Here is a 21,021-nt window from a genome sequence, read left to right as displayed (position 1 = left end):
CTCAACGGTTCCCGCCGTATCGGGCCACCACGGATTCGGCAGGTGCGATCGCGTCAGGCGTTCCGACCGTCAGCCATTGACCATTGAGGCCGGTGCCGAACAGCCGATTAGCGGCAATCGCACGATCGAAATAGATGTTGAGGTTGAAGGGGCCATCCGGCGCGTCGTCGAAGAGATGCGGCATCAGCGCGAGAGCCCCGGCATAGACAACCGGGTTTGATGCGCCGGAGACATAGCGGGTCAGCCGACCGTCATCCGCCATCGAGAAATCGTTCTTGCCGTTATGCCCCGTGGTCCGTTCCTGCTCGACGCAGAGCATCGCGATGTCCATCCGGGAGGGATCGAACTGCTGCGCCAGGCGGATAAGATTGCTTGGCTCATCGTCGCGTTCCCCGACCCAGAACAGGTCGGCATTCATGACGAGTGCCGGCTGGTCCTGGTCGAGCAGCTTGAGGCCCTTGGCCAGACCACCGCCCGAATCCATCAACCGCTCCCGTTCGTTCGAGATCCGGATCTCGGCCCGCGTCTCCGTGGCGAGGTGAGCCTCCATCTGGTCGGCATGATGATGCACGTTGACGACAACGGTCTCGACGCCGGCGTCTACGAGCGCGTCGAGCACGTAGTCGATCATCGGCTTATCCCCGATGCGGACCAACGGCTTCGGGGTCGTCTCTGTAATGGGGCGCATCCGCGTGCCGAGTCCGGCCGCGAGCACCATGGCTTGTCTGATGATCATTTGCTCAGGCCGGTGATTCGGGAAGCTCGATTCCAGCCTCTATGCACCAGTTCCGCAAGGGGGCGAGCACAGGATGTTCGAAAGCGACGCTCAAGTGCCAGAGTGTGCGGGGAAGATGGCGCATATAGCCCGGCTTGCCATCCCGTTCCTTCAGTCGCACCCAGAGCCCGTTCAGCTTGCAGGCGCGCTGCGCCGACATGATCGCCCAGCTTTTCAGGAATGCCGCCTCGTTGAAATCCGGTTTCTTGGCGCGCGCAGTCAGATAGTCGGCCATCAGCTGATCCATCAGCGGCCGCTCGATGGTGACCCGCGCATCCTGCACCAGCGAGACGAGATCATAGGCCGAGGGACCAATCATCGCGTCCTGAAAATCGATAAGGCCGACCCGGTCATGGCCCTCGCGGTCGTCCCGCCAGATGATGTTCGGCGAATGAAAGTCCCGCATCACGATGGAGATGTCAGCATCGGCCAGCTCGTCAATCAGCTGATCCCAGATGGCGAGATAGCGCGAGCGCTCTTGGGCCGTCGCCGGTTGCCCGTCACGTTTCCAGGGCAGGTGCCAGTCGAGAAGCAGTTCGACCTCGAACTTCATCGCCGCGCGGTCGAAATCCGGGATGGTGTGGCGGTGACCACCGGGGATGACGATCTCCCGATCGAAGGGCGTGTCATGAATGTCGGCCAGGCAGACAGCACTGGCCCGATAGCGCTCGGCGATCGGTTTGCCCTGAGTGTCCAGCACGCTGTCTTCACCGAGATCTTCGAGAAGCAACAGACCTGAGTCGAAATCCTGTACCAGGACTTCGGGAGCGGCAAAGCCGCGCTCTCTCAATGCCTGCCCGATGGCGACGAAGGGACGCACATCCTCGGCCAGATGCACGAGCTGCGAATAGGGCTTGCCGTCGCGGATTGGCGGACCGTTTGGCCGCTTGGGCGCATCCATCAGGACGAGGCGGGCACTGCCGTCGGCAGGATAGACGTGCTCATAGGCCCGGTTGGAAGCGTCGCCCGTCAAATGCCGTCGGTGGGCATCTCCGTATCTGTTCTTCTTCAGGAAGCGACGGATTTCATCCACGCGGCCAAGCCGGGCCAGTTTTGCCTCTGGCGCGCGGATAACCAGATTTCGCCCGCCATCGGATGCGAATTGAAACTCGATCTCGATCCGGTTTTTCGGAAGCGCGCGGCCTGCCTTGCCCGGCCACTCGACGAGGCATATGCCATCGGCCAAGGCCTCTTCCAGGCCCAGTTCATCCAATTCGCTCGGATCGGAGAGCCGGTAAAGGTCGAAGTGGGCGACAGGAATGCTGAGGTCGTAATTCTGAACGAGCGTGAATGTCGGGCTCGGCACTTCGAGATCGGGATCACCGGCGAGCGCGCGGATGAATGCCCGGCTCAAAGTCGATTTGCCGGCCCCGAGATCACCGTCAAGCGCGACGCAATCGCCGATCTGAAGTGCCAGCAACAGATCCTCGCCGAACAGTGCCGTTGCGGCATCATCGGCGAGGTGAACGACAAGCGGGGACGGCTCGGGGTTCATTCTGCGGCGGCGATCATCTGCGGTATGCTGGCATTGGGAATGCGGCAATGAACCGTGGTTCCCTGACCGGGCTCGCTCTCGATCTTGACGTCACCCTTGTGGAGATTGACGAAGCTCTGGACGATTGAAAGGCCAAGACCTGGTCCGCTGCGCTTTCCACCCTTGGCGCTCGTCGAAAATCGATCGAATGCAGAGGAAAGAAGATCGGCGCTCATGCCGCAGCCGCTGTCGCTGACCGAGAACGAGAAGTCGGTACCATCGCGCCAGCATTTCATGGAGACAACGCTGCCTTCGGGTGCGAAATTGACGGCGTTTGTCAGTATCTTGATGAGGATCTGTTTCAACCGCTGCCGGTCTGCGATCAGGTGACCGAGCAGGGCAGGGGCCGCAATCTCGAGCGTCACGCTGCCTTCCTGCAGCCGGTCGGTCATCTGCATCGAGACATCGTCGAGCAGGTCGCTCAGATCGATCTCCGAATAGTCGAGCTGCATGATCCCGGCATCCACGGTCGCGAGATCGAGGATGTCGTTGACGATGGTCAGTAGGACGGAAGACGACGTCGAGATGTGATCGATGTACTCGGCCTGCCGCTCGTTGAGTGGACCGATCGTCGGTGTCTTCAGAAGATCGGTGAAGCCGATGATGTTGGTCAGCGGCGAGCGCAGTTCGTAGGAGACATGCTGAACGAAATCGTTCTTCAGCTCGTCGGCCTTCCGCAGCGCTTCGTTCTTCTCCTTGAGAGCCCTTTCCGCCCGGACACTGTCCGTCATGTTGACGAAGGTCAGCATGGTCTGTGCGTTGGGCAGTGGCGTCACTGCATAGTCGAGCACCAGGCCGGAATAGAGTTCGAGAGTCCCCTGGCTCGAAGGACGTTCGTCCTCGAAGCTGGTGATCATCTTGCCGTAGGCCTTCCAGCCGTCCGGCTTGTCATAGGACGGCGCACAGGCGGCTTCGAGCAGACGGATATGTGTGCCGACCGCAGCCTGGCTCTCGGTGATGCCCCACAGCGCCCGGAAGGCGGGGTTGGAGAGCTGGATTCGGCCATCGGGCCCGAACACGGCAACACCCTCCGACAGATGGTCGATGGTTTCGCCCTGCACCTGGACCAGCGTGTTGTAGCGGGTTTCCAGATTGAACTGTTCGGTCAGGTTTTCAAAGACCCAGGTCGCACCGCCTTGTGGGTGCGCGGAGGCGATCACGCGCAGCGTCTGGCCGTTGGGAAGGTGCCACAGGTCGGTCTGGGTTTCGAGCGCACGGTAGACAGAAAGGCAATTGTCTTTCCAGGCCTTCCAGCTCAGCTGCTCGGGCAATTTGTGTGCATCGCGAAGGCGATCAAGCAGTTCGGCATGATCCGGCCGGCTCTCGAGGAACTTGGTCTCGAGACCCCAGAGCTGGAGGAAAGCCTGATTGTAGAACTGCAGGCGACGATCAGAGTCGAAGATCGCAACCGGGGTTGCGAGATGATCGAGCGTATCGGCGTGGCTCTTGAGCGTCCGCGCAAGTTCCTCCCTGAGTGTCTCGGAGGAGGACACGTCGATCGCCATGCCGCAGGAGCCGCCGGGACCCCGCACATCGACGACGTCGAAGAAGGTGCGTGCGCCGCGGACGGCGGTCGAAACGGTATCGTGGAACGGTGATTCCGGCGTTGCGGAAGCCTTGATCTTCTCGCGCGTCAGAGTGCCGAGGATCTCGCGTCCTTCTTGCACTGCTTGTTGCGGTGATGTGGATTCGACGGCATCGCTATAGGCCTGGTTCACCCAGACGAGACGCCCGTCGCTGTCCCTCTGCCAGACCGGCTGTTCGATCGAATCGAGCAGTGATTCGAAGGTCGCAATCGAGCTTCGCAAGCGGTTGCGTTCGATCTTGAGTTCGGCGAGTTCGGCGCGCAGGTTGTCCAGCGCCACGAAATGCGCATAGGCGCGGCCACCGTAGAGATTGCCCTGAACCTCCAGAACGTCTCCGCGCTGGGTCTCGACCACGAGATCGAAAGACTTGGCGTTCAGCCGGAGTGCCTCGATTGCGCGCTCCACCTCACTGGCGGAATGCGGCTTCAGCCAGCGTCCGAACGCCAGAAAGTCCGGATCCTGCTGGGGAGCACCCGTCTCCGCCGGAAGCTGTCCGAGAAGCTCGGCCCGGCCGTTGTGGCCTTCCCAGATCACCGTGCGGCGGTTCTTGTCGGCAATCAGCGTCTGATAGCGCGAGATCTTCTGCTGGCTGTCCGAATAGGCGGAGCGTAGTTCACGCACTTCACCATCGAGTTTGTTGCGCTGACGCAGGAGAACAGCCGCGAAGATCAGGGCGGCCGAAACCGAACCGAGAAGCACCGCATATCCGGCGACGTCGATGCTGTTGAAGCCGCGCATGGCATTGGTAGCCTGCGCATGGGCAAGGCCCGGAACAAACAGACTTGCGAGTGCACTTCCGCACGACAGAACACGCCTCGTCACGGACAGGCCGGGACGATGGGTCAGCTTGCGAAGCTTCCCGTATTTCTGCTCAGAAACTGGCCGCCAGAGGCTCGAAAAACCGGCCGTCATGGCCGTATCCCGCTGACGCGGGGCGCGTTGATCTACCGACATTCTCGGTCTGTCTCCGTCTTATTATGTGCCGCATCGTCGACAAGACATCCGTATCCGCGGACCGCTCGTGCAGTTCACGAATCAAGTCCTAAAACAATACCTTCGATGGATAGGGTCGGGAAGGCCAGCGCCCAAAAAAGAAAGCGGCGCCTTTGTCAAGGCGCCGCCCACTAGATGTAGATATTATCCAGCTATATTTTAATAGCGGTAGTGTTCTGCCTTGAACGGACCCTGCGGTGTGACGCCGATATAGGAGGCCTGTTCGTCAGAAAGCGTGGTCAGCTTCACGCCGAGCTTTTCGAGGTGCAGGCGAGCGACCTTTTCGTCGAGGTGCTTCGGCAGGACGTAGACGCCCGGCTTGTACTCGTCGGTCTTGGCGAAGAGTTCGATCTGGCCGAGAACCTGGTTGGTGAACGATGCCGACATGACGAAGGACGGGTGACCCGTTGCATTGCCGAGGTTCAAGAGACGACCCTCAGACAAGAGGATCATGCGGTTACCCTTCGGGAACTCGATCATGTCGACCTGCGGCTTGATGTTCGTCCAACGCAGGTTCTTCAGCGAAGCGACCTGAATCTCGTTGTCGAAGTGGCCGATGTTGCCGACGATCGCCATGTCCTTCATCTCGCGCATATGCTCGATGCGGATGACGTCCTTGTTGCCGGTCGTGGTGATGAAGATGTCAGCCGAGGAGACGACGTCTTCCAGCGTGACCACTTCAAAGCCGTCCATGGCCGCTTGCAGGGCGCAGATCGGATCGACTTCCGTGACCTTGACGCGGGCGCCGGCGCCGCGCAGCGAAGCGGCCGAACCCTTGCCGACGTCGCCGTAGCCGCAGACGACAGCGACCTTGCCGGCCATCATCACGTCGGTACCGCGGCGAATGCCGTCGACCAGCGATTCCTTGCAGCCATACTTGTTGTCGAACTTCGACTTGGTGACCGAGTCGTTGACGTTGATGGCCGGGAAGGGGAGGAGACCCTTCTTGGCGAGTTCATAAAGGCGGTGCACGCCGGTGGTGGTTTCTTCGGTGACACCCTTGATCGCATCGCGCTGCTTGGTGAACCAGCCAGGCGAAGCGGCGAGACGCTTCTTGATCTGCGCAACCAGGATTTCTTCTTCTTCCGACTGCGGATTGGAAAGAACGTCCTCGCCGGCTTCGGCGCGGGCGCCGAGCAGAATGTACATGGTGGCATCGCCGCCATCATCGAGGATCATGTTGGAGAAGCCGCCATCGGTCCACTGGAAGATCTTGTCGGTGTATTCCCAGTAATCGGTGAGCGACTCGCCCTTGATCGCAAAGACCGGGATGCCGGCAGCAGCGATGGCAGCGGCAGCGTGGTCCTGGGTGGAGAAGATGTTGCACGATGCCCAACGGACATCTGCGCCCAGCGCTACGAGCGTTTCGATCAGAACGGCAGTCTGGATCGTCATATGCAGCGAACCGGTGATCCGCGCACCCTTCAGCGGCTGGCTCGCGCCGAATTCTTCGCGGCAGGCCATCAGGCCCGGCATTTCGGTTTCAGCGATGCTGATTTCTTTGCGGCCGAAATCGGCAAGACCGATATCAGCGATCACATAGTCATGTTTGCTCATGGGATTCTCCGGCTGGATCCGACCCGATCCGCATCTCATGGCGGATGGATTAACTGGCTCTCCCGCAGTCAAGGCTGCAGGGCTGGCGATCTTCTAGCAGGGAATGGCGGCAAAGGCAATCTGACATAAAGAAGTCTTTATGTCTTTATGTCGCGATGCTTTACATCTCTTCACCAAAGCGGTCCGCGACCAGGGCGGCGAGTGCGTTCACCACGTCCTCGGCCTGATTGCCGGATGCCGAGACGCAGATCGAGCAGCCCGGGCTTGCCGCCAGCATCATCAATCCCATGATCGAGGTGCCGCCGACAGTCGTTCCGTCCTTGGAGACGCTGACGGTCGCATCGAACCCGCTGACAGTCTGCACGAACTTCGCGGACGCGCGCGCATGCAATCCGCGCTTGTTGATGATCAGGAGATCGCGGGAGATTGCGTCGGCCATAGCAGTCATTTGCCACTCAAGACGCGGCTTGCAACATTGATGTATTTGCGCCCAGCCTCGGAGGCCTCGACAAGGGCGCGATCCATGTCGTTGTCGCCGCGAACGCCGGCAAGCTTGATCAGCATCGGGAGATTGACCCCGGCGATCACTTCGATGCGGCCGGTGTTCATCACGGAGATCGCGAGGTTCGAAGGCGTACCACCGAACATGTCGGTCAGAATGATAACGCCATGGCCATCGTCTGCACGTGACACGGCATCAAGAATGTCCTGACGACGCTGATCCATGTCATCTTCGGGGCCGATCGAGACGGTCTCGATGCATTTCTGTGGGCCTACGACGTGCTCCACCGCGTGGTGAAACTCTTCAGCCAGCTTGCCATGCGTGACAAGCACAAGTCCGATCATTCTCTACTGCCCCTTAGCGCAATTCTCGCCAAATAGCTCAAGATTGGCGTTTCGTCCATCAGTAGGACGCCATCTTGTCGATCAAAGCGGGAAGTGCAAGCCAAATCAGCGTGTAAATTGCCGGTTCGCTGCAAGGCTTCGAATACGCGCCAATATCAGGCTGAGTGGAAAACGGCTCCACATCGGCACCCTGACGACCGGAAGGCTAAGTCCCGCGACAAGCTCGGCTTGCTCGTCGTCCGGCGGCAACCGATGTCTTTCATCCGCGCCGACCGGCAGCACGATATAGCTCAGTTCGGCGCGGTCCACATGATCGACGGAGACGATACCGCTATACCGGAGTTCGATCAGGCCGCGGATCGGTTCGGGGCAGGAGGCAAAGACCTGGCCGTTCTCAAGCGATACGATGACACGGTCATCCGAGATGAGCGCAGCCGGAATGTTGGCGAGCCTGGCTTCTGCTAGGCAATCGAAAGCAAGGTTCGACTTGCCGCTGCCCGATGGCCCGACAAATGCCAAGCCGAAACCATCGACGCTGATCGCCGTCGCGTGGATGTTGTGGGTCTCGCCCGTCATGCCGCAGTTTCTACGGGCAGGGACAGGACGAAGCGGGCGCCGGTGATGCGGCCCGATGCCGGGTCCATGACGTTGTCGGCCCGCAGGGTGCCGCCATGGGCCTCGGCGATCTGTCGGCTGATCGATAGTCCGAGACCGGAATTCTGGCCAAAGCTCTCACCCTCGGGTCGGTCGGTATAGAAGCGTTCGAAGATGCGGTCGATGTCCTCGGCCTGAATGCCAGGCCCGTTGTCCTCCACCTGGATCTGGCAGCGCGTGCGATTGCGGGACAGTTTGACGAGGATCCGGCCGCTGTCTTCTGGCACGAAGGACCGTGCATTCTCGATCAGATTGGTAACGATTTGTCCGAGACGCAGGTCATGCCCGTGCACGACGAAATGCTGGTTCGATCCGGGTTTCTGATCGATCACATAGTCGATCTGAACCGCCTTCTTGCCACTGCGGATTTCCCTGGAGATGTCGACGAGGCTGGACACAAGGATCTCAAGATCCACGGGCTTTGCATCCGAGCGCGCCAGTTCCGCGTCGAGACGCGAAGCGTCCGAGATGTCACTGATCAGACGGTCGAGACGGCGCACGTCATGCTGGATGATATCCATCAGCCGCTGCCGGGACTGGTCTGTCTTGGCGAGTGGCAGGGTTTCGACGGCCGAACGCAGCGAGGTCAGCGGGTTCTTCAGTTCGTGGCTGACATCGGCGGCGAAACTCTCGATCGCATCGATGCGGTCGTAGAGTGCTGTCGTCATTTCGCGAAGCGCGATGGAAAGGTTGCCGATCTCGTCCTGCCGGATGGAGAAATCAGGGATTTCCTCACGCTCCTTTGCGCCACGGCGAACACGGATGGCGGCAGCCGAGAGGCGGCGCAGCGGGTTGGCGATGGTGGAGGACAAGAGCAGCGACACGACGATGTTGACAAGGGTCGCCACCCCGAACACCCGCAGGATGGCGAGGCGTTCCGCATGGACGATCTTGTCGATGTCGCCTGCCTGGGTCGAAAGCAGGAGCACACCAAGCACGGCGCGGGAGCGCTGTACCGGTACTGCGACAGAGACGATGAGCTCCCCCTGGTCGGTTACGCGTACCACCGCACCGCGCACACCGGTCAGCGCGTTCATGACCTCGGGATAGATCGAGCCATCACCGCCCGGCGCTTCGCGATAGACCGGCAGATTGCCGGGCTGCAGGATCGTATTGAAAAGGCGGGTGATCCAGTCGGTAAAGCTGGTGGAATCATTGTCGACCGGCGGCAGGTCGAAGCGCAGCACCTGGCCGCGGGAATAGAGATGCCGCGAATCAAGCAGCAGGTTGGCATCGGCATCGAAGAGTCGGGCCCGAATGCGCGTCGGCGATATCAAACGCCGCAGCACGGGTGCCACGCGCTCGGGATTGATCGGAAACTCGAGATCCTCGTCGTTCGGAACCGGCGTTATGCTCTGTCCGGCCTGCAGCTCGAGCAGTTTCTCCGGATCGATGGTGATCGAGTTGGTGTCGACGGAGGCGGATGCCGAGACAGCCGCCGCGATGATCTCGCCTTGGGTGAGAAGGCTTTCGACGCGCGCATCGATCAGTCCCTCGCGGAACTGGTTGAGATACATGATGCCGCCGACGAGCACGATGAGCGCCGCGAGGTTGAAGAAGACAATTCGGCGCGTCAGGCTGGAAAACAGCGCATGGCCGAAGATCCGGCGGATGAGCGTGAAGGGATGGCTGAACAGCCGACGCTGCTCGGAGCCGGAATCCGTCTCCTCCAGATGTCCCTCGTCAACCTGCTGGGTCAAACCTTTGCCTTTCGCCCGTCTCGTCAGCCACCAGGGCCGCTACAACGGGATCTTACGCTGCTTCGCGGAAGCGGTAGCCGACACCGTAAAGCGTTTCAATCATGTCGAAGTCGGTATCGACCATCTTGAACTTTTTGCGCAGCCGCTTGATGTGGCTGTCGATCGTGCGGTCATCAACATAGACCTGCTCGTCATAGGCCGCATCCATCAGGGCGTCGCGGCTCTTGACCACGCCGGGGCGCTGCGCCAGCGACTGCAGGATGAGAAATTCGGTTACGGTCAGCGTCACCGGATCACCCTTCCAGGTGCAGGTGTGACGTTCCTGGTCCATCACCAGCTGTCCGCGCTCCAGCGTGCGGGCCTGTTGCTCGGGGCTGCCCTTGGCAGGGCCATTACCCGCCGCAAAGCTCTCGCGGCTTGCAGACCGTCGCAGGATTGCCTTGACTCGCTCTACGAGCAGCCGCTGCGAAAAGGGCTTGGTGATGAAATCGTCGGCGCCCATCTTCAAGCCGAAGAGCTCGTCGATTTCCTCGTCCTTGGAGGTCAGGAAGATCACCGGGATGTCGGACTTCTGGCGCAGGCGGCGCAGCAGCTCCATGCCATCCATGCGCGGCATCTTGATGTCGAAGATGGCGAGCTGTGGCGGTCGGGCCAGAAGACCATCGAGAGCCGAGGCGCCATCGGTGTAGGTTTCGACCTTATAACCTTCCGCTTCGAGTGCGATCGAAACCGAAGTCAGAATATTGCGGTCGTCATCCACGAGGGCGATCGTCTGCATAGGGTACGTCTCCGTCATCGTTGCGCTGCTCCTGGTCTGTCCAGCCCAGCTCTGGTTCCATGGCAGTGCGATATGGGGATAAAGGTGGAACAAATTGTGGCAGAGGGGAAGGGGCAGGGATAGCGGATTTTGGTTCGTCCGTCTTTTTCCGTCCTTCACGGCTCCCGTTGATAGCGGAATGGAAGCGGAACTAAACGATTTAAAATGAGCGTTTGCTGTTTTAAATCGATTAAATAATTGATATCATTATATTTTTCTCGATGTTGCCTTGCATTTTGCCGCTCTGCCGTTTAGGTTTCGCTCATTCAAAGTTCTGGCCGATGTGAGAGGAAAGCGGACCATGGAGGAATTCGGCGTGAGGAACCCGGCTGCGGGGATCTCGGAAATCGGCTTGGGGAAGGCTGCCAGCGTTCGCTACAACTTCCTGGAAGCGGCTCTTTATGAAGAGGCGATCCGTCGCGGAGAGGCGGAGCTGACCGCAGATGGTGCACTTCGCGCGCTGACCGGTCAGCACACCGGCCGTTCTGCCAAGGACAAGTTCGTCGTCCGCGACGACAAGACGGACGACCAGATCTGGTGGGACAACAACAAGCCGATGTCCCCGGAACATTTTGCCGTGCTTCACCAGGACATGCTGGCCCATGCCGCAGGCCGCGATCTTTTCGTTCAGGACCTTATCGGCGGCGCCGACGCGGATAACGCCTTGCCAACGCGGGTCGTGACCGAATTCGCTTGGCACTCGCTCTTCATCCGCAATCTGCTGATTCGCCCCGAGCGTGACGCCTTGGAAGGATTCCTGCCGAAGCTGACGATCATCGATCTGCCGAGCTTCCGCGCCGATCCGGCCCGCCATGGCTGCCGCACCGAAACCGTCATTGCCTGCGACCTGACCAATGGCATCGTCCTCATCGGCGGCACATCCTATGCCGGTGAAATGAAGAAGTCTGTTTTCACCGTACTCAACTACCTGCTGCCGTCGAAGGGCGTCATGCCGATGCATTGCTCGGCAAATGTCGGCCCCGATGGCGATGCGGCTGTCTTCTTCGGCCTGTCCGGCACCGGCAAGACCACGCTCTCGGCGGACCCCAAGCGCACGCTGGTCGGTGACGACGAGCATGGCTGGGGCGAAAACGGCATCTTCAACTTCGAAGGTGGCTGCTACGCCAAGACGATCCGTCTCTCTGCCGAAGCCGAGCCGGAAATCTACGCGACCACGAAGCGTTTCGGCACCGTGCTGGAAAACGTCGTGCTCGACGAGAACCGCGTGCCCGACTTCGACGATGGTTCGCTGACGGAAAACACCCGTTGCGCCTATCCGTTGCATTTCATCCCGAATGCGTCGGAAACCGGAATCGCGCCGCATCCGAAGACGATCATCATGTTGACGGCGGATGCCTTCGGCGTTCTGCCGCCGATCGCGAAGCTCACGCCGGAACAGGCCATGTACCACTTCCTGTCCGGCTATACCGCCAAGGTAGCCGGCACTGAAAAGGGCGTGACCGAGCCGGAAGCGACCTTCTCGACATGCTTCGGCGCGCCCTTCATGCCGCGCCATCCGACCGAATACGGCAACCTGCTGCGTGATCTGATCGCCCGCCACCGGGTCGATTGTTGGCTGGTCAACACCGGCTGGACCGGCGGAGCCTATGGCATCGGCAATCGCATGCCGATCAAGGCGACCCGCGCTCTGTTGACAGCCGCTCTGACCGGCGAGCTGAAGAAGGCCGAGATGCGCACGGATGCGAACTTCGGCTTCGCCGTTCCGGTCGCTGTCGCCGGCGTTGACACGAAGATCCTCGATCCGCGTTCGACCTGGGACGATGGTGCGGCCTACGACGCGCAGGCTAAGAAGCTGGTCGGCATGTTCATCGACAACTTCGCCAAGTTCGAAGCCCATGTCGACGGCAAGGTTCGAGATGCGGCCCCGGGAATTCGCCTGGCTGCGGAATGAACGACTGAATTCCTGAGAAGGCCCGGTAGCTTTGCTGCCGGGCCTTTTCTGCTTCCGGCTTGCCTTTGCCCTGGTCACGGCCGATATGGAGACCTGACAAAGAGACCGATGACATGGCAAGCGAACCACTCGAGATCAACAACCGCATCACGATAGCCGGCTGGGAATTGACGGAGCAATTCGTGCTGGCCGGCGGCCCTGGCGGCCAGAACGTCAACAAGGTCTCCACTGCCGTTCAGCTTTTCTTCAATCTGCTTGGATCTCCGGCGCTCAACGATCGCGTCAAACAGAACGCGGCGAAACTCGCCGGCAAGCGCCTGTCGAAGGAAGGCGTGCTGATGATCGAGGCGAGCCGCTTCCGCAGCCAGGATCGCAACCGCGAAGATGCGCGTGAACGGCTGAAGGAATTGCTCCTCGAAGCCGCGAAGCCGCCACCGCCGCCGCGCAAGAAGACAAAGCCGACCAGAGGTTCAGTGGAACGGCGTCTCAAGGAGAAATCCGGCCGCTCGGATGTGAAGAAGATGCGCAGCAAGCCGCTGGGAGATTGAGAATGACTGGTGCGAAAGCCGAGATCGGCCTCTCATCCGGTCTTCGTTACCTGCCTGGCCGGCTGGGGCGTGAAGAACAGGAAAACCTTATCGAGATCATTCGCGGTGTCGTGACCGATGCACCGCTCTACGTGCCGGTCATGCCTGGCTCCGGCAGGCCCATGTCTGTCCGGATGACGAATTGCGGGCCGCTCGGCTGGGTGACGGACAAGGAGCGCGGTTATCGCTATCAGCCCACCCACCCGATGACAGGCAAGCCCTGGCCGGCGATCCCGCAAACTCTCCTCGATCTCTGGCGTGAACTCTCGGGTTATCCGAAAGACCCCGAGGCCTGTCTCGTCAATTTTTATGCTGACGATGCCAAGATGGGCCTGCATCAGGACCGCGACGAAACGGAGTTCGCGGCACCGGTGCTGTCGATCTCACTCGGCAATACCTGCCTGTTTCGCATTGGCGGCTTGGCACGGACGGATCGCACCCGATCGCTGAAGCTGGAAAGCGGCGACGTTTTCTTGCTGGGAGGCGAGGGGCGTCTCTGCTTCCACGGGGTAGACCGCATCTATCCCGGCACCTCCACCCTTCTGAAGTCGGGTGGGCGCATCAATCTGACGCTTCGCCGGGTCAATCCATAGCCGGCGATCGATCGCTTACAGTTTTCTGAGCGCAACCGTCTCAACGAGGTGGTTGTCACCCTTGCGCAGGATCAGATCGGCACGGGGACGCGTGGGCAGGATGTTTTCCCTGAGGTTCTTCAGGTTGATATTCGTCCAGAGCCCCTCCGCGATTTCCTTGGCCTCGTCTTCGCTGATGGTCGCATAGCGATGGAAGTAGGAGTTCGGATCGCGGAACGCGGTCTGCCGCAGTTTCATGAAGCGGTCGACATACCAGCGGTGGGTCGCGTTCTCGTCCGCGTCGATATAGATCGAAAAATCGAAGAAATCCGAGACCATCGGCACGATCTTGCCGTCTGCCGGCAGATTGCGTGACTGCAGGACGTTGATACCCTCGAAGATCAGGATGTCAGGTCGGTCGACCACCCGGTACTCGTTTGGCAGCACGTCATAGGTCAGGTGCGAATAGCAGGGTGCCTTGACGTTCGGCAGTCCCGCCTTGATCGCCGACAGGAAGCGCAGAAGCGCACCTACGTCGTAGCTTTCGGGAAAGCCTTTGCGGTTCAGGATCCCATTCTTCACCAGATGCGCGTTAGGATACAGGAAGCCGTCGGTGGTGACGAGGTCGACCTTCGGGCTCGACGGCCAGCGTGCAAGCAGTTCTTTCAGAACACGCGCTGTCGTGGACTTTCCAACCGCGACAGACCCGGCAATGCCGATCACAAAGGGCGTCTTAAAGACGTCCGACAGGCTGAGGAAGCGGTTGCGCTGCTCAAACAGCAGCTGGGAGGATTCGACATGTGACGACAGTAGGCGCGACAGCGACAGATAGATCCGCCTGACTTCGTCGAGATCGATCGGGTCGTCGATCGAGCGAAGCCGTTTCACTTCGTCGGCTGTCAGCGTCAGAGGTGTATCGGCGCGGAAATGCGCCCATTCCTCGCTGTCGAAGAAATGGTAAGGGGAATAGCCGTTCGCCTGGAAATGGTCGAGGACGTCTGGCGTTTCGGAGTCCCGCATAGCTATCGTCATGGATCCTGCCGACTGGCCTTTTCGCTCAGGCCTGTCTGAGCCGTCCGGCGCTCGAGTTCCTGCATCACCGCTTGTAAAGGGATGTCAGCAATTTTCAATACGACCATCAGGTGATAGAGGAGGTCCGCGCTCTCGTAGACGAGGTTTTCGCGATCTTGCCTGACCGCAGCCATCACAGCCTCGATCGCCTCTTCTCCGAGTTTCTTTGCAGCCTTGTCCTGGCCGCCTGCCATGAGTTTCGCGGTCCAGGACTGGCTCGGATCCGCCTGGGCCCGGCTCGCTACAATGGCTTCGAGATCGGCAAGGGTGAAACTACTCATCACGGGTCCTTCCGCGTCAGTCGAGACGCATGGCGATGCCGGCTGCGGCCATATGGGCCTTTGCCTCTGCAATCGAATAGGTGCCGAAGTGGAAGATCGAGGCGGCGAGGACCGCCGTCGCATGGCCATCGCGAATACCGGCGACCAGATCATCGAGGTTGCCGACGCCGCCCGAAGCAATGACCGGCACGCGTACGCTGTCCGCGATCGTGCGGGTGAGGCCGATATCGTAACCGCTTTTTGTGCCGTCGCGGTCCATGGAGGTGACCAGAAGTTCGCCGGCGCCGCGCTCGACCATCTTCACCGCGAATTCGACCGCATCGATCCCGGTCGGCTGACGGCCGCCATGGGTGAAGATCTCCCAGCGATCCGCTTCGCCGGAGCCAGATACCTTCTTCGCATCGATCGACACGACGATGCACTGATTGCCGAACTTGTCGGCGGCTTCTGCGACGAAATCGGGGTTCTTCACCGCTGCCGAATTGATCGACACCTTGTCCGCGCCACAGAGCAAGAGCTTGCGGATATCGGCAACCGCGCGAACGCCACCGCCGACCGTCAGCGGCATGAAGCAATGATCGGCCGTCTGGGCGACCACGTCAAAGATCGTGTCGCGATTGTCCGAGGATGCGGTGATGTCGAGGAAGCAGAGCTCGTCGGCACCGGCTGCATCGTAGGCCTTGGCCGCCTCGACCGGGTCACCGGCATCGATGAGATCGACGAAGTTGACGCCCTTGACGACGCGGCCGTCCTTGACGTCGAGGCAGGGGATCACGCGGGCCTTGAGTGTCATGGTCTCGTCCTCAGCCTCTCGCAGCCTTGATCAGATCAAGCGCTTCTGCAGGGTCAATGCGCCCATCATAGAGCGCGCGCCCAGAAATCGCACCTTCGAGCTTCCCGGCATCCGGTTCCAGCATACGCTTGATGTCTTCGATTGAGGCGAGACCGCCGGAAGCGATCACCGGGATCGAAACGGCAGCGGCAAGCTCCAACGTCGAGGCCCAGTTGATACCGGTCAGGATCCCGTCGCGGTCGATGTCGGTATAGATGATGGCCGCCACGCCGGCGCCTTCGAAACGCTGCGCGAGTTCGATCACGCCGAGTTCGGAGGCTTCCGCCCAGCCTTCGACGGCGACTTTGCCGCCCTTGGCGTCGATACCGACGGCGACCTTGCCAGGGAAGCGCTTGCAGGCTTCGATGACAAGCGCCGGATCACGTACGGCAACCGTACCGAGGATAACGCGCGATAGTCCACGCGACAGCCAGTTCTCGATATGGTCGAGCGTGCGAATGCCGCCGCCGAGCTGCACGGGGTTCTTTGTCGCCTTCAGGATCGCATCGACGGCAGCGCCATTGACGCTTTCACCGGCAAAGGCTCCGTTGAGATCGACGACATGCAGCCATTCGAAGCCCTGGTCTTCGAAGGAGCGTGCCTGCGCGGCTGGATCGGCATTATAGACGGTCGCCTGCTCCATATCGCCCAGCTTGAGGCGAACGCACTGGCCGTCCTTGAGGTCGATGGCGGGAAAAAGGATCATGAGGCTATCCGTGCCCTTCAGGGCGTCCAGGTCAGGAAATTGGCGATGAGCTTCAGGCCGAGTGCCTGGCTCTTCTCGGGATGGAATTGCGCACCCACCATGTTGTCGCGCCCGACAAACGCGGTCATTGCGCCACCATACTCGGTCGTCGCAATCACATCTTCGGGCTTGCGCGCTGCAAGGTGATAGGAGTGCACGAAATAGGCGTGCAGCCCGTTTGGCCCTGTCGGAATGCGGTCAAACAAGGGATGTGGACGGTTGAGTGCGAGCGTGTTCCAGCCGATCTGTGGGATCTTGAGGGACGGGTCGGACGGAGACATCTCGACGACATCGCCTTCGATCCAGCCAAAGCCGTCGGTCACGGTTTTCTCGAGACCACGTGACGACATGAGCTGCATGCCGACGCAGATGCCGAAAAAGGGACGGCCCTTGCTCTCGACGACTTCCGTGATCGCATCATGCATGCCGGGAACGGCATCGAGCCCCCGGCGGCAGTCGGCATAGGCTCCGACACCCGGAAGCACGATTCGGTCGGCGGTGGCGACCCGGTCCGCCTTGTCGGTGAGTTCGATTTCGGCGTCGAGCCCGGCCTCGCGAGCGGCCCGTTCAAAGGCCTTGGTGGCCGAGCGCAGATTGCCCGAACCGTAGTCGATGATGGATACACGCATGTTGTCCAGTCCTTTCTGCTCGACGATCGGGGTTCAACGCCCGAACCGGAGCACGGTGGCACTTTCCCCCGTGGGGGAAGACGCCCCTTAAACCAGGGTGCCCTTGGTGGAGGGGATACGGTTTGCCTGCCGCGGATCGACTTCGGTTGCCGTGCGGAGCGCGCGCGCGACCGCCTTGAAGCAGGTCTCGGCGATATGGTGGTTGTTCGCGCCGTAATGGTTCAGCACGTGCAGGGTGATTCCGGCATTCTGGGCGAGAGCCTGGAAGAACTCGCGCACCAGTTCGGTGTCGAAGGTACCGATCTTCGGCGCGCTGAAATTGACATTCCAGACTAGGAACGGACGACCGGAGACGTCGATGGCCGCCTTGGTCATCGTCTCGTCCATGGCCAGGTCGATCGAGGCATAGCGCGTGATGCCCTTGCGGTCGCCGAGCGCCTTGGAAATCGCTTGGCCGAGCGCGATGCCCGTATCCTCGACGGTATGGTGATCGTCGATATGCAGGTCACCCTTCACGTCGATGTCCATGTCGATCAGCGAGTGGCGGCAGAGCTGGTCGAGCATATGATCAAAGAACCCCACGCCCGTCGAAATCTTGCCCGTGCCGGTGCCGTCGATATGGACGGAAACCGAGACCGAGGTTTCGTTGGTCTTGCGGGAAACTTCGCCTTTACGCTCTGCCATTTGGCTGCTCCATGAGGATCTCGGCCCTCCCTTAACAGCAGGGCGGCGAAATATCCAGAAGTTACATTGCGCTGCCGCAAGGCGGCCTTGGAGCTTTTGCCGCAGATTGCAATCGTTGAAAGCCCACTTACATAGGAACCGACAAACCGGGCCTGACAGCCCGTTCCACAAGGCCCGTATAAGGCGGGTGACAGGTGATTGATGACAACGATTATTACCGTACGCAAGGACGGCAAGGTGGTGATGGCCGGTGACGGACAGGTCAGCCTCGGCCAGACCGTGATGAAGGGCAATGCCCGCAAGGTCCGTCGCATCGGCAAGGGCGGCGATGTGATCGCAGGTTTTGCCGGTGCGACTGCGGATGCTTTCACCCTGCTCGATCGTCTCGAAAAGAAGCTCGAGCAATATCCCGGCCAGCTCATGCGCGCTGCCGTCGAGCTCGCCAAGGACTGGCGCACCGACAAGTATCTGCGCAATCTCGAAGCCATGATGCTGGTTGCCGACAAGTCGATCACGCTTGCGATTACCGGAAATGGCGACGTGTTGGAGCCCGAGCATGGCGCGATCGCCATCGGATCCGGCGGCAACTACGCCTACGCAGCCGCCCGTGCGCTCATGGATACCGACCACTCGGCCGAGGATATCGCCAAACGTGCTTTGACGATCGCCGGTGAGATCTGCGTCTACACCAACAACAACATGGTGGTCGAAACCCTCGACGCCGACTGACGGCTGCCGATCGAATTCCACACCAAGAGACGATGCGCGGGTCCGCGGCATCGTGAGGAGCAACCCAAAATGACCAATTTCTCCCCGCGCGAGATCGTCTCCGAACTCGACCGCCATATCATCGGCCAGCATGACGCCAAGCGTGCTGTGGCAATCGCGCTTCGCAACCGCTGGCGGCGCCAGCAGCTTTCGGAAGATCTGCGCGACGAGGTCATGCCGAAGAACATCCTGATGATCGGGCCGACCGGCGTCGGCAAGACGGAAATCTCCCGTCGGCTGGCCAAGCTTGCCGGTGCGCCCTTCATCAAGGTTGAGGCCACCAAGTTCACCGAGGTTGGTTATGTCGGCCGCGACGTCGAGCAGATCATCCGCGATCTGGTGGAGATCGGCATCGCCCTCATTCGCGACAAGAAGCGGCAGGAAGTGCAGGCCAAAGCCCATCAGCTGGCCGAAGAACGTGTGCTCGACGCTCTGGTGGGTGCCACTGCGTCGCCGGCCACCCGCGACAGCTTCCGCAAGAAGCTTCGTGGTGGTGAGCTGGACGACAAGGAGATCGACATCGAGGTCGCCGACAGCGGTTCCGGCGCGCCCGGTTTCGAGGTCCCCGGCATGCCCGGTGCCAATATCGGCATCCTCAATCTGTCGGAAATGTTCGGCAAGGCCATGGGTAACCGCACCAAGAAGGTCCGCACCACCGTCAAGGCATCCTATGCTGACCTGATCCGTGACGAATCGGACAAGCTGATCGACAATGAGGTCATCCAGCGGGAAGCGCTGCGCTCGGTCGAGAATGACGGCATCGTCTTCCTTGACGAGATCGACAAGATCGCAGCCCGCGAAGGCGCGATGGGTGCGGGCGTCTCGCGCGAAGGCGTCCAGCGCGACTTGCTTCCGCTCGTCGAAGGCACGACGGTTGCGACCAAGTATGGTCCGGTGAAGACTGACCATATCCTCTTCATCGCGTCCGGCGCGTTTCACGTCTCCAAGCCTTCCGACCTTCTTCCGGAACTCCAGGGCCGCCTGCCGATCCGCGTCGAGCTGAAGCCGCTGACAAAGGGAGACTTCCGCCGCATCCTGACGGAAACCGAAGCGAGCCTGATCCGCCAGTACAAGGCGCTGATGGCGACCGAGGAGCTCAATCTCGACTTCACCGAAGATGCGATTGATGCGCTTGCCGATGTCGCGGTCCAGCTCAACGAGACGGTCGAGAACATCGGTGCCCGTCGCTTGCAGACGGTCATGGAGCGCGTGTTGGACGAGATATCCTTCCATGCACCGGACCGTGGTGGCTCGGAAGTCATGATCGACTCGACCTATGTTCAGGAGCATGTCGGGGATCTCGCGGCGAACACCGATCTGAGCCGCTACATCCTGTGATCTTTGTGCATCTATGGGTCGCTTTCGCCGTTGCCATGTCGGGAAAGTGAAAGCGACCCATATCGACAATACAGGCAGCCCTTATGTAAGGAGAGCCGCTGTCGGACGACGCCCATGGATGCGTCGGCAATCCGTTCGGGGACACATGTCCAGGGGCCGCGCATCGTGCTGAACATCACCAGGATCATCATCGTCGGATTGGGGCTTGCCGGGCTTGTTCCGTTGTCGGGCCACGCTGCAGACAAGGTGCCGCCGGGAAATCGCAATGCCGAGCAGCCGGCCGTTCCTGGCGCCTCGGTCCGCCGCACCAAGGCGGGCAAGACCAGCTTCGACATCAAGTACGAGAAGGTTCGCGATCTTCTGAAGACCGACTCGAGACTGGTCGGGAAGATCAAGAAGACGGCATCAGCCTATCAGATCGCTCCGATCCACATGGTGGGCGCGATCGTCGGCGAGCACACCTACAACGTCGATGCCTATGACAGTCTGCAGAGCTATTATGTGAAGGCTGCCTCCTACGCAGGCAACAGCTTCCGTTTCGGCTATAAGGACGAAAGCATTGCCGACTTCGTCGGCCGATCCGAATTTTCCGAATGCAGCGGCTATTCGGACAGCTACCGTCTCTGGACCTGCCGCGAGAAGGTCTGGGAGGATCAGTTTCGCGGCAAATCCGTCGGCGGTAAGTCTTATCCGAACAATCGCTTCAGCGCGGTGTTCTTCCAGCCTTTCTATGCCGGTCAGACCTTTGGTCTGGGGCAGATCAATCCTCTGACCGCCCTGATGCTGTCGGACCTCGTGCATGAGAAGTCCGGCTATCCGAAGCTGGACGAGAATGATGCGGCGGGCGTCTACAAGGCGATCATGGATCCCGATATCTCGCTTGCCTTCATGGCGGCGGTCATCCGCAAGTCGATCGACGATTACCGGCAGATCGCCGACGTCGATATCTCGGGCAATCCTGGCGTGACAGCCACGCTTTTCAATATCGGCGGCTCGCAGCAGCGCGCACGCGCACTGGCTGCGAAGCGCTCGAGCGGTGCGGCGAATTGGCCGGAAGAGAACTATTACGGCTGGTTGATCAATGATCGGCTGGACGAGTTGGAGCCCCTGCTCTAACTCCTTAAGGGGGGCTCCAACCCT

General features: G+C 60.5%; 21 protein-coding genes. 6 read left to right on the top strand and 15 right to left on the bottom strand.

Annotated features, from left to right (window positions below):
- Window position 1 precedes the first annotated feature (1 nt).
- The 9 genes from ACQKP1_RS18510 to ACQKP1_RS18470 all read right to left on the bottom strand — a co-directional run bounded on the left by ACQKP1_RS18510 (window position 2) and on the right by ACQKP1_RS18470 (window position 10,423).
- A complete protein-coding gene (locus ACQKP1_RS18510) occupies window positions 2–736 on the bottom strand; it encodes a nucleotidyltransferase family protein (protein WP_427276511.1) in 735 nt (244 codons plus the stop codon).
- Between the two features lie 4 nt (window positions 737–740).
- Entirely contained in the window at window positions 741–2,270 is a 1,530-nt protein-coding gene (gene tsaE / locus ACQKP1_RS18505) for a tRNA (adenosine(37)-N6)-threonylcarbamoyltransferase complex ATPase subunit type 1 TsaE (protein WP_427276510.1), read from the bottom strand.
- Window positions 2,267–4,807, bottom strand: coding sequence for an ATP-binding protein (locus ACQKP1_RS18500; RefSeq protein ID WP_427276509.1), 2,541 nt, complete (start codon window positions 4,805–4,807; stop codon window positions 2,267–2,269). The genes tsaE and ACQKP1_RS18500 overlap by 4 nt, the downstream gene beginning before the upstream one ends.
- Window positions 4,808–5,047: 240 nt before the next feature.
- On the bottom strand, window positions 5,048–6,445 hold the full coding sequence (gene ahcY / locus ACQKP1_RS18495) for an adenosylhomocysteinase (protein WP_427276508.1): 1,398 nt from the start codon (window positions 6,443–6,445) through the stop codon (window positions 5,048–5,050).
- A gap of 160 nt (window positions 6,446–6,605) precedes the next feature.
- Window positions 6,606–6,893, bottom strand: a complete 288-nt coding sequence (locus tag ACQKP1_RS18490) for an HPr family phosphocarrier protein (protein WP_203018785.1) — start codon at window positions 6,891–6,893, stop codon at window positions 6,606–6,608.
- A complete protein-coding gene (locus ACQKP1_RS18485) occupies window positions 6,890–7,291 on the bottom strand; it encodes a PTS sugar transporter subunit IIA (protein WP_006724185.1) in 402 nt (133 codons plus the stop codon). Before ACQKP1_RS18485 ends, ACQKP1_RS18490 begins: the two co-directional genes overlap by 4 nt.
- 105 nt (window positions 7,292–7,396) lie before the next feature.
- Entirely contained in the window at window positions 7,397–7,867 is a 471-nt protein-coding gene (locus ACQKP1_RS18480) for an HPr kinase/phosphorylase (protein ID WP_427276507.1), read from the bottom strand.
- Complete coding sequence (locus tag ACQKP1_RS18475; RefSeq protein ID WP_427276506.1) at window positions 7,864–9,645, bottom strand: stimulus-sensing domain-containing protein; 1,782 nt, start codon at window positions 9,643–9,645, stop codon at window positions 7,864–7,866. Before ACQKP1_RS18475 ends, ACQKP1_RS18480 begins: the two co-directional genes overlap by 4 nt.
- Before the next feature lie 52 nt (window positions 9,646–9,697).
- A complete protein-coding gene (locus tag ACQKP1_RS18470) occupies window positions 9,698–10,423 on the bottom strand; it encodes a response regulator transcription factor (protein WP_006724182.1) in 726 nt (241 codons plus the stop codon).
- 340 nt (window positions 10,424–10,763) lie between these two features.
- Here ACQKP1_RS18470 and ACQKP1_RS18465 point away from each other — a divergent pair, with 340 nt between their 5' ends.
- The 3 genes from ACQKP1_RS18465 (at window position 10,764) to ACQKP1_RS18455 (ending at window position 13,554) form a co-directional block, all read left to right on the top strand.
- The gene (locus ACQKP1_RS18465; RefSeq protein ID WP_427276505.1) at window positions 10,764–12,374 is read left to right on the top strand and encodes a phosphoenolpyruvate carboxykinase; all 1,611 of its coding nucleotides are present in this window, start codon (window positions 10,764–10,766) and stop codon (window positions 12,372–12,374) included.
- Window positions 12,375–12,487: 113 nt separating this feature from the next.
- Entirely contained in the window at window positions 12,488–12,922 is a 435-nt protein-coding gene (gene arfB / locus ACQKP1_RS18460; RefSeq protein ID WP_427276504.1) for an alternative ribosome rescue aminoacyl-tRNA hydrolase ArfB, read from the top strand.
- A 2-nt stretch (window positions 12,923–12,924) separates the two neighbouring features.
- Window positions 12,925–13,554 carry an alpha-ketoglutarate-dependent dioxygenase AlkB family protein gene (locus tag ACQKP1_RS18455; RefSeq protein WP_427276503.1) on the top strand — a complete coding sequence of 210 codons (630 nt, stop codon included), beginning with the start codon at window positions 12,925–12,927 and terminating at the stop codon, window positions 13,552–13,554.
- A 15-nt stretch (window positions 13,555–13,569) separates the two neighbouring features.
- Here ACQKP1_RS18455 and coaA read toward each other — a convergent pair whose 3' ends face one another.
- The 6 genes from coaA to hisB form a co-directional block, all read right to left on the bottom strand.
- On the bottom strand, window positions 13,570–14,565 hold the full coding sequence (gene coaA, locus ACQKP1_RS18450) for a type I pantothenate kinase (protein ID WP_427276502.1): 996 nt from the start codon (window positions 14,563–14,565) through the stop codon (window positions 13,570–13,572).
- Entirely contained in the window at window positions 14,562–14,885 is a 324-nt protein-coding gene (locus ACQKP1_RS18445; protein WP_427276501.1) for a phosphoribosyl-ATP diphosphatase, read from the bottom strand. Before ACQKP1_RS18445 ends, coaA begins: the two co-directional genes overlap by 4 nt.
- A 16-nt stretch (window positions 14,886–14,901) precedes the next feature.
- Window positions 14,902–15,678, bottom strand: coding sequence for an imidazole glycerol phosphate synthase subunit HisF (gene hisF, locus ACQKP1_RS18440; RefSeq protein ID WP_427276500.1), 777 nt, complete (start codon window positions 15,676–15,678; stop codon window positions 14,902–14,904).
- A gap of 10 nt (window positions 15,679–15,688) precedes the next feature.
- Complete coding sequence (gene hisA, locus ACQKP1_RS18435; protein ID WP_427276499.1) at window positions 15,689–16,423, bottom strand: 1-(5-phosphoribosyl)-5-[(5-phosphoribosylamino)methylideneamino]imidazole-4-carboxamide isomerase; 735 nt, start codon at window positions 16,421–16,423, stop codon at window positions 15,689–15,691.
- A gap of 17 nt (window positions 16,424–16,440) precedes the next feature.
- Window positions 16,441–17,091: an imidazole glycerol phosphate synthase subunit HisH gene (hisH, locus tag ACQKP1_RS18430; protein ID WP_427276498.1), complete on the bottom strand. Its 651-nt coding sequence runs from the start codon at window positions 17,089–17,091 to the stop codon at window positions 16,441–16,443.
- Window positions 17,092–17,178: 87 nt separating this feature from the next.
- Window positions 17,179–17,775 (bottom strand): imidazoleglycerol-phosphate dehydratase HisB, encoded by a 597-nt coding sequence (hisB, locus tag ACQKP1_RS18425; protein ID WP_054149978.1) that lies wholly within the window; start codon window positions 17,773–17,775, stop codon window positions 17,179–17,181.
- A gap of 201 nt (window positions 17,776–17,976) precedes the next feature.
- Here hisB and hslV point away from each other — a divergent pair, with 201 nt between their 5' ends.
- From hslV to ACQKP1_RS18410, 3 genes are all read left to right on the top strand, one after another.
- Window positions 17,977–18,504 carry an ATP-dependent protease subunit HslV gene (gene hslV / locus ACQKP1_RS18420; protein WP_427276497.1) on the top strand — a complete coding sequence of 176 codons (528 nt, stop codon included), beginning with the start codon at window positions 17,977–17,979 and terminating at the stop codon, window positions 18,502–18,504.
- A gap of 69 nt (window positions 18,505–18,573) precedes the next feature.
- Window positions 18,574–19,881, top strand: coding sequence for an ATP-dependent protease ATPase subunit HslU (gene hslU, locus ACQKP1_RS18415; RefSeq protein WP_427276496.1), 1,308 nt, complete (start codon window positions 18,574–18,576; stop codon window positions 19,879–19,881).
- 114 nt (window positions 19,882–19,995) lie between these two features.
- The gene (locus ACQKP1_RS18410; protein WP_427276495.1) at window positions 19,996–20,997 is read left to right on the top strand and encodes a DUF1402 family protein; all 1,002 of its coding nucleotides are present in this window, start codon (window positions 19,996–19,998) and stop codon (window positions 20,995–20,997) included.
- The last annotated feature ends 24 nt before the right edge of the window (window positions 20,998–21,021 follow it).

This window comes from Allorhizobium sp. NPDC080224, assembly GCF_050281005.1.
Classification (GTDB): Bacteria; Pseudomonadota; Alphaproteobacteria; order Rhizobiales; family Rhizobiaceae; genus Allorhizobium.
The sequence above is the reverse complement of the archived record's forward strand: the minus strand, read 5'-3'. Positions and strand labels throughout refer to the sequence as shown.